A 13,337-nucleotide genomic window follows, 5' to 3' on the forward strand; every position below is an offset into this window, starting at 1 on the left:
TAGCGATAACAGTTCATCGGCCTTATAGCCTTAGCCATGAGTGCTCGCCGATGAACGGTCGGCAAGGCTCAAGGGCGCGGTTTCTGGCCGCGACCAGATCCACAGGTTACCCAGGCTCATGCCGGCGATGGCGAGAAACACCGGCCAGCGGTGCTCGAGAAACACCAGCATCAGGCCAGCGCACAGCAGCATGCTGACAGTGGCGCTGACCTTGGCCCGGCGCTGGATTACCTTGCCGTTGCGCCAGTTGCTGAGGATCGGCCCGAACAGCCGGTGGTTTTCCAGCCAGGCGCTCAGGCGCGGCGAGCTGCGGGTGGCGGCCCAGGCGGCGAGGAGGATGAACTCGGTGGTGGGCAGGCCGGGAATCACGATCGCTACCAGGCCGATGCCCAGGCTTACGTAAGCCAGCAGGCCGAAGAGCAGGCGCGAGAGTTTTGAAGCGGCTGGGCGGGTCATGGGCTTGTCGGTGTGCACGGGCAAGGCCCGGTTACCACGAGGGTAACCGGGTACGGCGCATCAGGCCAGTTCGGCTTTAGGCGCAGTTGCGTAAGCGTGTTTGAGCAGCTCGGTGAAACGCTCGAAGGCGGCCACGGCGCCTTGCTCGGCCTTGGCTTCTTCTTCGGCGCTCAGTTCCAGGCCGTCGAGGATACGCGTGAACTGCTTCCAGCCTTCAGCGCGGCCACCGGCCGGCTCGCCCAGGTGACGGGCACCGAAGCTGTCCGACAGGCCCAGGCCGACGGCACGCTTGATCAGGAAGGCGGCGCCGAGCTTGGAGCCTTCGGAGACGAAGATCCAGCCCATGGCTTCACCCAGGCTGGGGTTTTGCAGGGCGCCGGCGAAGTCGGCGGGGATCTCGGTGTTCAGGTCAGCCAGGTCCAGGCCGGCCTGTTCGGCGCGGCAGCGTGCGGCGAGGTCAGGGACGATGGCGATCAGCGCCGGGTCGGTGTACAGCGCCTTGAGCTCGGACTGGAACAGGTACTGGGCAACCACGAAGCGGGCGAAGCTCTCGCGGGTTTCGAACGGCGCGTGGGATTTGACCAGGGCGTCGAGCTCGGTGTGCGGGGCGTGGGTCAGCTGGTTCAAGCGTTGCGAACGCAGGCTGGCGCGTTCGGCGGTGGTAGCGGCGGTCATGGTGATTCCTTGCGAAATGGGCGTGCCTGATGACTAGACGAATGAGAAGACGCGGGACAGTAAAAAAACCTCACCTGTGGGGGGGCTGCATTTGCAGCCCATCGCGGGTCTAGCCCGCTCCCACAGGTTCGCGGTCAGATGTCCCAGACCAGGTTGATGGCGAAATTACGGCCCGGCATGGTCAGGCGGTCGAGGTTGGCGGGGGCGGTCACCGCCGCTTCACCGAGGCCGTCGTAGCCGCGCACGTCATCCCACTGCCAGTACTTCTTGTCGGTCAGGTTGTAGAGGCCGGCGTTGACGGTGATGTCATCGCTGACCTTGTAGAACCCGGTCAAGTCGAGTACGCCGTAACCCGGGGTGCGGAACTGCTTGCTGGTGCCGTCGGGGGCGAAGAAGGTGGTGTCGTCGACGCGATCCTTGCGCTTGACCAGGGTCCAGCTCAGCAGCGCGCCGTATTGCTCTTGCTCGTAACCCAGGCCCATCACCGTGGTCAGCGGGTTGACGCTGTTGAGCGGCTGGCCGGTGTCGTCGTTGCGGCCATGGGCGTAGGCCAGCGAGCCCTGGGTGTAGAGGCCGTGCGGCGCACCGAAGGCGTCGAGGTTCAGGCGGCCCTTGAACTCGGCACCCTTGATGGTGGCGTGCTTGATGTTGTTGGCTTCGAAGGTCTGGCCGAGGTTGCTGCCCTGCACGGCGTCTTCGTTGATGAAGTCGCGGTACTTGTTGTAGAACACCGCGACATCGAAGTTACCCGCTTCGAAGTTACCGCGCAGGCCGGTCTCGTAGCTCTTGCTCTTTTCCGGTTCGAGGTTGGAGTTGCCGCGCACGCTGTAGCCCAGGCCCGGGTTTTCGAAGCGGCCATACAGCGCCTTGGCGGTCGGCGTGCGGAAGCCTTCGGCGTACTGGCCATACCAGGTGTAGTTGTCGTTGAAGGCGTAGGTCAGGCCGAACTTGGGCGAAACCCGATGCCATTTCTTCGCATCGTCATCAACCGGGTCGGTAGGGCTGGCGCCAACCCCACGCAGGAACTCGTCGGTCATGTGCGGCTTGAGTTCGGTGTAGTCGTAGCGCGCGCCCGGCAGGAAGGTCCACTGGTTCCAGCGGATTTCATCCTGGGCGAACAGGCTGTAGGTGTTGACGGTCGGGTCAGGGAAGTCGCTGACCAGTGCCTGGCTGTCACTGGCGCTGATCTGGCCGATGAAGCGGCAGGCGCCGCCGACGTTCAGGCAGGTGCCGGTGCCGCTGCGCGAACCGGTGACCTTCTGGTGCTTGAGGGTGGTGCCGTAGGTCAGCAGGTGCTCGGTGGCGCCGATGCTGAAGGTCTTGTCCAGCTGGGCGTCGAACACCCACTGGCGGTCCTTGTAGGTGGTCTGGCGGTCACGGAACACCTGGCGGCCGGAGGCGAAGTAGAGCTCTTCGGTACGCTGGTCGGTCTTGCCAATCTGGTAGTTCAGGCTCCACTTCATGTTGTCGGCCAGCACGCTACCGAGTGCGAATTCGTGGTTGATACCGAAGCGCTCGCGGGTCACGGTGTCGTTGCCGGTGCGGTCGCGGTACGAGTTCATCGCGCCGAAGCCAGGAATGAACGGCCCGCCCACGGCGCTTTTCTGTTTGAGGTCGCGGTCGTCCTTGTAGTTTTCATAGGTGAAGGTCAGGCGTGCGTCGTCGGCGTAGTTCCAGCCGGCCTTGGCGAGGATGTTGGTGGTGCGCACATCTTCCGGGTTGGCGGCGGTGCGCGCCAGGCCGGTGCCGCCGTGGCTGCTGTAGGACTCGGTTTCATGGCCGTTGCGCTGGCTCAGGTGCAGCAGGCCGTCGAACTCGCCCTGGCGGCCGGCAACGGTGGCCGAGTTCAGCCAGCTCTCATCTGCCGAGCTGTAGCCAGTCTTCAGGCGTGCGCCGACGTCCTGGCCGGGCTTGATGATGTCGTCGGGGTCGAGGGTGAAGTAGCTGACCGCGCCGCCAATGGCGTTGCTGCCGTACAGCACCGAGGCCGGGCCACGGAGGATCTCCACGCGCTTGACGATTTCAGGGTCGACGTAGTTGCGCTGGGTCTGGGCGTAGGGGCCGAAGAAGAAGCTGTCGGGGATCGACACGCCGTCGATCTGGGTCAGCACCCGCTCGCCGTCGATACCGCGGATGTTGTAGCCGTTCAGGCCGCTGCGCTGGCCGGTGCCGCTGACCGAAACGCCAGGCTCGTAACGCACCAGTTCCTTGATGTTGTTGACGTTCTGGCGGTCGAGCTGCTCGCGGGTCTGCACGCTGACGGTGCTCGGCACCTGGCTGACGTCCTGGGCGCTGCGGGTGGCGCTGACGGTGATCTGCTGCAGGGCGATGGCCTTGCCGGCGCTGCGTTCGATTACCACGTTGGCGCTGCTTAAGGTGCGGTAGCTCAGGCCGGTGCCGGCCAGCAGGCGCTGCAGGGCGGCTTCAGGTTTCAGCGAGCCATGCACGCCCGGCGAGGCGACGCCATCGGCCAGTTCGGCAGAGAAGCCCACTTGCCAGCCGGTGACCGAGGTAAAGGCATTGAGCGCCGACACCAGCGGCTGCTGGCCGATGGCGAAGCGATAGTCGCCCATGCGCGGGGCACTGGCCTGGGCCGGCTCCGCGGCCAGCGCCGGCAGGCTGCAGGCGCCGCTGGCGAGCATGGCCAGGGTCAACAGGGAGAGCGTGCAACGCTGCAGGCCGGGGGTACGTGAAGTGGCTGAAGATCGACGAGTGAAACCAGTGGACATCGAAAGCGCTCCCTGTCGCGCAAATGTTATAGGTGCTGGCTGATTCAAAAATAAGAATCAGTTGCATTGGCTATAACGAGACGTAACAGCGTCAGGGATCGCGTAAAAAAACTTTTGCCTCAGTTGAGAATCACCAGCGCCGGGTACTCATGCAACTGCGCCGAGGTGATGTGGGCCAGGGCGCGCAGGGTTTCCAGCGGCTGGTCGAGGCGGTAGTTGCCGGTGACCGCGACGTTCGCCAGCTGTTCGTTGCCGTTGATGATCCACCCCGGGTAGTAGCGGCGCAATTCGGCCAGTACCTGGTTCAGCGGGCAGTTTTCGAACACCAGCCGGCCCTGGACCCAGGCCAGGTCTTTTTGCGCATCCAGACGCCCGCGCTGGCCAAAACCATTAGGGCCGACGCTGATGCTGTCGCCCGCCGACAGGCGAATGCGCTGGTCGCTGCTGGCCTGCAGGTCGACATCGCCGCGTTGCACCCGCACCTGGGCTTCGCCGTTGAGGTAGCGCACAGCAAAGTCGGTGTCGCGCACACTGGCGCGCAACGGGCCGGCTTGCAGCTCCAGGGGCGGCTGGGCGCCAGCGGGAATCTCGAAATAGGCCTCGCCCTGCAGCAGCCGGGCAACCTGGCGGTTATCGCGCAGGTCGCTGGCAAAGGCCGAATTGGTGTTGAGCAACACCTTGGAGCCGTCGTCCAGTTGCAAGCGCTGGCGTTCACCGACCACGGTCAGGTGATCGGCCTGCAGGCGCACCGGCAGGTTGCCGACGGTGAAAATCCCCACCAGCAGCACAGCGGCTGCGGCCAGGGGCTTGTAGTGCGGGCGGATGCGTGAGCGCAGGCTGCGACGCTGCACCTGGTGCAGTTGCCCGGCTGCCTGGCGCAAAGGCGCGCCGTTCCAGATGGCCTCGGCCTCGACATAGGCGCGGGCATTGGCCGGGTCAGCCTCGAGCCAGGCTTCGAAGGCCTGGGTGTCTTCAGCGCTGGCACATTGCAGGCGGATCAGCCAGTCCAGGGCCTGGTCCATGGCCTGGTCACTGGCAGCTTGGCCAGGCGGCGCGGGGCGAGGAGGGGGACTGTCGGTCACGGGTGGGTCCTTGGCGGGGCTGGCGCTTTTTGCGAATGATCCGGGGTATCCATGGGGATGGCAAGGTTTTAGCTGCGATCCACGACGGGCTGTTTACTTCAGCCGGTCGGCTACCCCTACACAGATGGCCATGATCAGTTTCAGTTCCTTCTGAACCGTGCTTGCCGATACTTTCAACTGTTCGGCGATTTCCAGGTAACTGGCGCCGTGCAGGCGGCTGAGGATGAAGATGCGTTGCTGGCGCTCGGTCAACTGGGCGAGGCTGACGCTCAGGCGCTTGAGCAGTTGTTCGGCGTGGGCGGCGTCTTCGGCGCTGCTGCTGGGCGCGGCGACGTTGTGCAGAATTTGCTCGGGCACGTCCTCGACCAGGTTGCGCGACTGCGCCCGGCGCGCGCGCAAGTGATCAAGGGCGAGGTTGCGTGCAGTCTGGAAAACGAAGGGTTCCAGGTGCTCGATGGGGCGTTCGCCAAGGGCACGGGTAACCCGCAGGTAAGTCTCCTGCAACAGGTCTTCGGCAGTGCTGGGGTTATCCACCATGCGCTGCAGGGTGCGCAGCAGGCTGACCCGCTGGGCGAGGAAAACGACGTTGAACTGGGACTGACTCACAGCGGTACCCGACCATGGCGTGGCGAATGATAATGCTTATCATCAACGCTTTGGTCAAGTACTGCCTCCTGCGAGGTTGTGATCCTAGCGGGCGTTGCACAGTGCCAGGCAGTTATCCAGCATGCGGTTGGAGAAGCCCCATTCGTTGTCGTACCAGGCCAGTACCTTGAGCATGCGCCCGTTGGCGCGGGTGTGGTTGGCGTCGAAAATCGACGACAGCGGGTTGTGGTTGAAGTCGCAGGACACCAGCGGCAGGCTGTTGTAGCCCAGTACCTTGGAGTGCCGGCTGGCCTCCTTGAACAGCGCGTTGACGGCCTCGGCCGTGGCCTCGCGCTCAAGATTGACGGTCAGGTCGACCAGCGACACGTTGATCACCGGCACCCGCACGGCCATGCCGGTGAGCTTGCCGGCCAGTTCCGGCAGCACCAGGCCCACGGCTTCGGCGGCGCCGGTCTTGCTCGGGATCATCGACTGGGTTGCCGCCCGGGCGCGGTACGGGTCGCTGTGGTAAACGTCAGTGAGGCTCTGGTCGTTGGTATAGGCGTGGATGGTGGTCATCAGCCCCTGCTCGATGCCGAACTCGCGGTGCAGCACCTGGGCCAGCGGCGCCAGGCAGTTGGTGGTGCACGAAGCGCTGGAGATGATCTGGTGCGAAGGGCGCAGGATGTCATGGTTGACCCCGTACACCACGGTGGCATCCGCGCCCTTGGCCGGCGCCGAGATAATGACTTTGCCGGCCCCGGCAGTAAGATGGGCGGCGGCCTTGGCGCGTTCGGTGAACAACCCGGTGCATTCGAACACCACATCGACGGCTTCGGCTTTCCACGGCAGTTCCGCCGGGTTGCGGATGGCGCTGACGGCGATGCGGTCGCCGTTGACGGTAATACTCTCGTGATCGGATTCAACCGTGGCAGCAAAGCTGCCGTGGACGCTGTCGTATTTGAGCAGATGGGCATTGATCGCGCTGTCGCCCAGGTCGTTGATGGCGACGACCTGCAGGTCCTGACGGTAGCCTTGGGTATAGAGTGCGCGAAGGATGTTGCGGCCGATGCGGCCAAAGCCATTGATTGCGATACGAAGGGTCATGGAGCTACCTCTGGCAGACCGGGTGAAGCCTGTGGCAATTGAAGTTTTGCTTCACTGCATCTGATTTTGTTGTTGGAATTACAAGATTATTCGTAAAAAAATAGAAAACAAGCCTTTTTGCTGGCAATATTTTATTCAATCTACAACGAGCGATCGGCCAAGCCGTCCCTCCCGCAACGCATCGCCCCTGCCCTTGAGCCTAGGTCGCGATCGTTGATAAGGGAAACCGCCGCAGAGGTCGCAACCACCGATAGCCTGGAGTCCAGTACATGCATCCGCGCATTCTTGAGGTCACCCAACGGCTGATCGCCCGCAGTCGCCCCACCCGTGAACGCTACCTTGAGCTGATTCGCGGGGCCGCCAGCGACGGGCCGATGCGCGCCAAGCTGCAATGCGCCAACTTCGCTCACGGTGTCGCCGGTTGTGGCAGCCAGGACAAAGACAGCCTGCGGATGATGAACGCGGCCAACGTCGCCATCGTCTCCGCCTACAACGACATGCTCTCGGCGCACCAGCCCTACGAGCATTACCCCGAACAGATCAAACAGGCGCTGCGCGAAATCGGCTCGGTCGGCCAGTTCGCCGGCGGCGTGCCGGCCATGTGCGACGGCGTCACCCAGGGTGAGCCGGGCATGGAGCTGGGCATCGCCAGCCGCGAAGTGATCGCCATGTCCACCGCCATCGCCCTGTCGCACAACATGTTCGACGCGGCGCTGATGCTCGGCATCTGCGACAAGATCGTCCCCGGCCTGCTGATGGGCGCGCTGCGCTTTGGCCACCTGCCGACCGTTTTCGTCCCCGGCGGGCCGATGCCGTCGGGCATCTCCAACAAGGAGAAAGCCGATGTGCGCCAGCGCTACGCCGAAGGCAAGGCCAGCCGCGAAGAGCTGCTGGAATCGGAGATGAAGTCCTACCACAGCCCCGGCACCTGCACCTTCTACGGCACCGCCAACACCAACCAGCTGTTGATGGAAGTGATGGGCCTGCACCTGCCGGGCGCCTCCTTCGTCAACCCCTACACGCCGCTGCGCGATGCCCTCACTGTCGAGGCTGCGCAGCAAGTCACGCGCATGACCAAGGCCAGTGGCAGCTTCATGCCGCTGGGCGAGATCGTCGACGAAAAATCCCTGGTCAACTCCATCGTGGCCCTGCACGCCACCGGCGGCTCGACCAACCACACCCTGCACATGCCGGCGATTGCCCAGGCCGCCGGCATCCAGTTGACCTGGCAGGACATGGCCGAGCTTTCGGAAGTGGTGCCGACCCTGTCCCACGTCTATCCGAACGGCAAGGCCGATATCAACCACTTCCAGGCTGCCGGTGGCATGGCCTTCCTGATCCGCGAACTGCTCGATGCCGGCTTGCTCCACGAAGACGTCAACACCGTCGCTGGCCACGGCCTGCGCCGCTACACCCGGGAGCCGTTCCTTGAGGCCGGCAAACTGGTCTGGCGCGAAGGCCCGCAGGCAAGTCTCGACGAGGCGATCCTGCGCCCGGTGGCCCGGGCGTTCTCGCCCGAAGGCGGTCTGCGGGTGATGGAAGGCAACCTCGGTCGCGGGGTGATGAAGGTGTCTGCCGTCGCCGCCGAGCACCAGGTGGTCGAAGCCCCGGCACTGGTGTTCCATGACCAGCAGGCGCTGGCCGATGCCTTCCAGGCCGGCCAGCTTGAGCGTGACTTCGTCGCCGTGATGCGCTTCCAGGGCCCGCGCTGCAACGGCATGCCCGAGCTGCACAAGATGACCCCGTTCCTCGGTGTGCTGCAGGACCGGGGCTTCAAGGTCGCGCTGGTGACTGACGGGCGCATGTCCGGCGCCTCGGGGAAAATCCCCGCAGCCATTCACGTCTGCCCCGAAGCCTTCGACGGCGGCCCGCTGGCGCGCTTGCGTGACGGCGATATCGTCCGCGTCGATGGCGTCGCCGGCACCCTGACGGTGAAACTCAGTGCCGCAGAGCTGGCCGATCGGCAACTGCCCGCCGCGCCGACCGGCAACGACCTGGGTTGCGGCCGTGAGCTGTTCGGCTTCCTGCGGACCGCCCTGAGCCCGGCCGAGAAGGGCGCCAGCGCCTTCACCTCGGCGCTGGAGACGCTCAAATGAAGCGCGCACTGGTCGGCGATATCGGCGGCACCAATGCACGCTTTGCCCTTTGGCAAGACAACCGCATGCACGCGGTGCAGGTCTTTGCCACGGCCGACTACACCAGCCCGGAACAGGCCATCGGCGCTTATCTGGCCGCCCAGGGCCTGGCCCGCGGCGAGCTGGGCGCAGTGTGCCTGGCGGTGGCCGGGCCGGTCGATGGCGACGAGTTTCGCTTTACCAACAACCACTGGCGCCTCAGCCGCGAGGCGTTCTGCAACACCTTGCAGGTCGAGCGCTTGCTGTTGATCAACGATTTCACTGCCATGGCCCTGGGCATGACCCGCCTGCAGGCGGGCGAGTACCGCAGTGTCTGCCAAGGCGCGCCGGATCCAGGCCGCCCGGCGCTGGTGATCGGCCCAGGCACCGGCCTTGGCGTCGGCACTTTGCTGAGCCTGGGTGACGAGCGCTGGATGGCGCTGCCGGGCGAGGGCGGGCATGTCGACCTGCCGGTGGGTAATGCCCGCGAAGCGCAGATACATCAGCAGATCGCCAACGAAATCGGCCATGTCAGCGCCGAGACCGTGCTCAGCGGCGGCGGCCTGTTGCGCTTGTACCAGGCCATCTGCGCCCTCGATGGCCAGCCTGCGCCATTGCAGAGCCCGGCGGCGATCACCGACGCGGCGCTGGCCGGCGAGCCGGTTGCCCTGGCGGTGATCGAGCAGTTCTGCCGGTTCCTTGGCCGGGTGGCGGGCAACAACGTGCTGACCCTTGGCGCGCGAGGCGGGGTGTTTATCGTCGGCGGCATCATTCCGCGCTTTGCCGAGCTGTTCCTGGCCAGCGGCTTTGCCGCCAGTTTTGCCGACAAGGGCTGCATGAGTGGCTACTTCAAGGATGTCCCGGTATGGTTGGTGACCGCCGAATTCTCCGGCTTGCTCGGGGCCGGCGTGGCGTTGCAACAAGCCGGTTGAGCGGTGGAGCAAGGAGTGATTCGTGAGCAAGTCGATACTGATGGTCGACGACGACCAGGACATCCGTGAACTGCTGCAGGCCTACCTGAGCCGCGCCGGTTTCAGCGTCCAGGCGGTGGCCGACGGCCGTGGCTTTCGCCAGGCCCTGGACGCCAGCGACTGCGACCTGGTGATCCTCGACGTGATGCTGCCCGACGAAGATGGCTTCAGCCTGTGTCGCTGGGTGCGCCAGCATCCGCGCCTGGCGCAGGTGCCGATCATCATGCTCACTGCCAGCTCCGACGAAGCCGACCGGGTTATCGGCCTGGAACTGGGCGCCGATGATTACCTGGGCAAACCCTTCAGCCCGCGCGAACTGCAGGCGCGGATCAAGGCGTTGCTGCGCCGTGCCGGTTTTGGCCAGGAGCGCAGTGGCGGTGACGTGCTGGCCTTCGATGACTGGCGCCTGGATACCATCAGCCATCGGCTGTTCCACCGTGACGGTGAAGAGGTGATTCTGTCCGGCGCCGATTTTGCCTTGCTCAAGCTGTTCCTCGATCACCCGCAACAGATCCTCGACCGCGACACCATTGGCAACGCCACCCGTGGCCGCGAGCCGATGCCGCTGGACCGCATCGTCGACATGGCGGTCAGCCGCCTGCGCCAGCGCCTGCGTGACACCGAAAAGCCGCCACGCTTGATTCGTACCGTGCGCGGCAGTGGATACTTGCTGGCGGCCAATGTTGCGCCTGCGCACTGACGGGCGCTGGCGCCTGCCGCTGCCGCGCTCGCTGCTGGGGCGCATGCTGCTGTTGACCTTGCTGGTAGTGCTGCTGGCGCAAGCGCTCTCGAGCCTGATCTGGCTGTCGCAACTGCGCGCCAGCCAGATGCAAGGCCTGGTTGCCAGCGCCCGTAGCCTGGCCCATTCGATGAGTGCCAGCGTCAGCTATTTTCGTTCGCTGCCGGTAGCGTACCGGCCGATGGTGCTCGACCAGTTGCGCAGCATGGGCGGCACCCGTTTCGTCGTGTCCCTCAACGATAAACCCCTGGACATGCAGGTACTGCCCGCCACGCCGCGCAAGGCCGCGGTGATCGATGCCGTCGGCGAGGTGCTGCACCAGCGCCTGGGGGCGCAGCTGGAAATTTCCATCCAGTTCGTCAGCCCGCAAGACCTGCGAATCTTCAACAGCGGCCTGAAACTCGATGAGCTGCCGCGCTCCTGGGCCCACTATGCGCTGACCCTGGAGCCGATCAACCCGCCAGTGCTGGTGACCCAGATCCACCTCGCCGAAGACGAATGGCTGTACATCGCATCGCTGTTGCCCGAGCCCTATACCAGCCTCGAAGAGCAGGGCCTGCCCAACCAGCAGCTGTGGTTCATCGTCCTCACCAGTTCATTCCTGCTGCTGTTCATCGGCCTGCTGGTGCACTGGCAGAGCCGCCCGCTCAAGCGCCTGGCCCTGGCTGCACGGGAGATGTCGCTGGGCGCGGACGTCGAGCCGGTGACCGAAGGCGGCGGCAGCGAAGTGGAGGAGGTGGGCCGCGCCTTCAACGCCATGCGCGAACGCATCAGCCGCTACCTGACTGAGCGCAGCCAGTTGTTCAGCGCCATCTCCCACGACCTGCGCACACCGATCACGCGCTTGCGCTTGCGGGTCGAGCTGCTCGATGACGAGCCGTTGCAGGCCAAGTTCGGCCGCGACCTCGATGAGCTGGAGATGCTGGTCAAGGGCGCGCTGCAGTGCGTGAAGGACACCGACATCCACGAGAACATCGAGCGAATCGACCTCAATCAGGTGCTCGAATGTCTGGTCGAGCCGTACTTGGGCAGTGGCCAGATCACCCTCGAAGGCCGGGCCCTGGCGCCGTATCCGGGCAAGCCGCTGGCGCTCAAACGCTGCATCGGCAACCTGATCGACAACGCCTTGAAGTACGGCGAGCGCGCCCACCTGCGCATCATCGACAGCGACAGCGGCTTCGTCCTGCAGGTCGATGACGAAGGCCCGGGCGTGCCCGAGCAGCGCCAGGAGCAGGTGTTCGAGCCGCACTTTCGCCTGGCCGGGCAGCAGCAGGGCTATGGCCTGGGCCTGGGTATTGCGCGCAACATCGCCCACAGCCACGGCGGCGAGGTGAGCCTGCGCAACCTGCGTGAAGGGGGCCTGCGGGTGACCTTGAGCCTGCCGCGCAGCAGTGACTGACACCCTCATTCAGGCGAATGTCACCAACTGGTGACATTCGCGCATCCCTTCGTTACCTGCAGCCCCCGTGCCGCTGGTTAGACTCCGATGCAAGCGCAAGCACCACGACTTGCACCTGCATAACAACAAGAAAAGGTTTCTCTCGATGAATGCGATCAATCGCCTCGCCGCTGTCATTTCCCTCGCCTCCTTGTTGCCCCTCAGTGCAATTGCCGCCAACGGTACCGTTGAAGTCACTCATTGGTGGACTTCCGGTGGTGAAGCCGCAGCGGTGAAAACCCTCAAGGAACAAGTCGAGAAAGACGGCTTCACCTGGAAGGACAACGCCGTCGCCGGTGGCGGTGGCGCCGCGGCCATGACCGTACTGAAAAGCCGCGCCGTGGCCGGCAACCCGCCGGGCGCCGCCCAGATCAAGGGCCCGGACATCCAGGAATGGGGCGCGCTGGGCCTGCTCACTGAACTCGACGATGTCGCCAAGGCCAACAACTGGGATGCCCTGCTGCCGAAGAAAGTCGCGCAGATCATGCAGTACGACGGCCACTATGTGGCGGTGCCGGTGAACATTCACCGGGTCAACTGGCTGTGGATCAATCCGCAGGTGTTCGACAAGGCCGGGGCCAAGGTGCCGACCACTCTCGATGAACTGTTCGTTGCCGCCGACAAGCTCAAGGCGGCCGGTTTCATCCCGCTGGCCCATGGCGGCCAGCCGTGGCAGGACAGCACTGTGTTCGAAGACCTGGTACTGAGCATTCTCGGGCCCAAGGGTTATCACCAAGCCTTCGTTGAGTTGGATGAAGACACCCTGACCGGTGTGCAGATGGTCGAGGTATTCAAGACCCTGCAACGCCTGGGCACCTACATGGACCCCAACCGCGCCGGGCGTGACTGGAACATTGCCGCCGCCGAGGTCATCAACGGCAAGGCCGGCATGCAGATCATGGGCGACTGGGCCAAGAGCGAGTGGACCGCCGCCGGCAAGGTGGCGGGCAAGGACTACCAGTGCGTGGCCTTCCCCGGCACCCAGGGCAGCTTTGCCTACAACATCGACTCGCTGGCGATGTTCAAGCTCAAGAACGAGGACGACATCAAGGCTCAGAACGACCTGGCCAAGGTCGCCCTGGAGCCGCAGTTCCAGACCGTGTTCAACCAGAACAAGGGCTCCCTGCCGGTACGCCAGGACATGGACATGAGCCAGTTCGACGCCTGTACGCAAAAGTCGGCGGTGGACTTCAAGGAAGCGGAAAAAGGCGACGGCCTGCAACCGAGCATGGCCCACAACATGGCGACTTCGCTGGCGGTGCAGGGGGCGATCTTCGATGTCGTCACCAACTTCTTCAACGACCCCAAAGCCGACCCGGCGACAGCGGTCAAGCAGCTGAGTTCGGCGATCAAGTCGGCCAAGTGATGGGCTGATGTGGGGGCGGCCTTTCGGGCCCTTCGCGGGGCAAGCCCGCTCCCACAATACCCGCGATTGCCTCCA

Annotated in this window: 11 protein-coding genes; 5 read left to right on the forward strand and 6 right to left on the reverse strand. The window is 64.6% G+C overall.

The features are described from left to right. Window positions 1-30: 30 nt before the first annotated feature. From LOY37_RS05165 to gap, 6 genes are all read right to left on the reverse strand, one after another. Window positions 31-456 (reverse strand): YbaN family protein, encoded by a 426-nt coding sequence (locus LOY37_RS05165; protein WP_045196600.1) that lies wholly within the window; start codon window positions 454-456, stop codon window positions 31-33. A 60-nt stretch (window positions 457-516) separates the two neighbouring features. Beyond that, a complete protein-coding gene (locus LOY37_RS05170; RefSeq protein ID WP_093387105.1) occupies window positions 517-1,131 on the reverse strand; it encodes a biliverdin-producing heme oxygenase in 615 nt (204 codons plus the stop codon). Between the two features lie 134 nt (window positions 1,132-1,265). Then, the gene (locus tag LOY37_RS05175) at window positions 1,266-3,860 is read right to left on the reverse strand and encodes a TonB-dependent receptor (protein ID WP_258716404.1); all 2,595 of its coding nucleotides are present in this window, start codon (window positions 3,858-3,860) and stop codon (window positions 1,266-1,268) included. A 119-nt stretch (window positions 3,861-3,979) separates the two neighbouring features. Further along, on the reverse strand, window positions 3,980-4,942 hold the full coding sequence (locus LOY37_RS05180) for a FecR domain-containing protein (protein WP_093387096.1): 963 nt from the start codon (window positions 4,940-4,942) through the stop codon (window positions 3,980-3,982). A 93-nt stretch (window positions 4,943-5,035) separates the two neighbouring features. Further along, window positions 5,036-5,548 (reverse strand): RNA polymerase sigma factor, encoded by a 513-nt coding sequence (locus LOY37_RS05185; protein WP_093387092.1) that lies wholly within the window; start codon window positions 5,546-5,548, stop codon window positions 5,036-5,038. An 84-nt stretch (window positions 5,549-5,632) separates the two neighbouring features. After that, a complete protein-coding gene (gene gap, locus LOY37_RS05190) occupies window positions 5,633-6,634 on the reverse strand; it encodes a type I glyceraldehyde-3-phosphate dehydrogenase (protein WP_258664327.1) in 1,002 nt (333 codons plus the stop codon). A 269-nt stretch (window positions 6,635-6,903) separates the two neighbouring features. Here gap and edd point away from each other — a divergent pair, with 269 nt between their 5' ends. The 5 genes from edd (at window position 6,904) to LOY37_RS05215 (ending at window position 13,262) form a co-directional block, all read left to right on the forward strand. Further along, window positions 6,904-8,730, forward strand: coding sequence for a phosphogluconate dehydratase (gene edd / locus LOY37_RS05195; RefSeq protein ID WP_195885750.1), 1,827 nt, complete (start codon window positions 6,904-6,906; stop codon window positions 8,728-8,730). Further along, complete coding sequence (locus LOY37_RS05200) at window positions 8,727-9,680, forward strand: glucokinase (protein WP_258716405.1); 954 nt, start codon at window positions 8,727-8,729, stop codon at window positions 9,678-9,680. The genes edd and LOY37_RS05200 overlap by 4 nt, the downstream gene beginning before the upstream one ends. 40 nt (window positions 9,681-9,720) lie before the next feature. Then, the gene (locus tag LOY37_RS05205; protein WP_045196602.1) at window positions 9,721-10,419 is read left to right on the forward strand and encodes a response regulator; all 699 of its coding nucleotides are present in this window, start codon (window positions 9,721-9,723) and stop codon (window positions 10,417-10,419) included. Continuing rightward, complete coding sequence (locus LOY37_RS05210; RefSeq protein ID WP_309475543.1) at window positions 10,400-11,857, forward strand: ATP-binding protein; 1,458 nt, start codon at window positions 10,400-10,402, stop codon at window positions 11,855-11,857. The genes LOY37_RS05205 and LOY37_RS05210 overlap by 20 nt, the downstream gene beginning before the upstream one ends. A 145-nt stretch (window positions 11,858-12,002) precedes the next feature. Further along, window positions 12,003-13,262 carry an ABC transporter substrate-binding protein gene (locus LOY37_RS05215; protein WP_258716406.1) on the forward strand — a complete coding sequence of 420 codons (1,260 nt, stop codon included), beginning with the start codon at window positions 12,003-12,005 and terminating at the stop codon, window positions 13,260-13,262. Window positions 13,263-13,337 lie beyond the last annotated feature (75 nt).

The sequence above is a fragment of the Pseudomonas sp. B21-012 genome (assembly GCF_024749305.1).
GTDB lineage: Bacteria > Pseudomonadota > Gammaproteobacteria > Pseudomonadales > Pseudomonadaceae > Aquipseudomonas.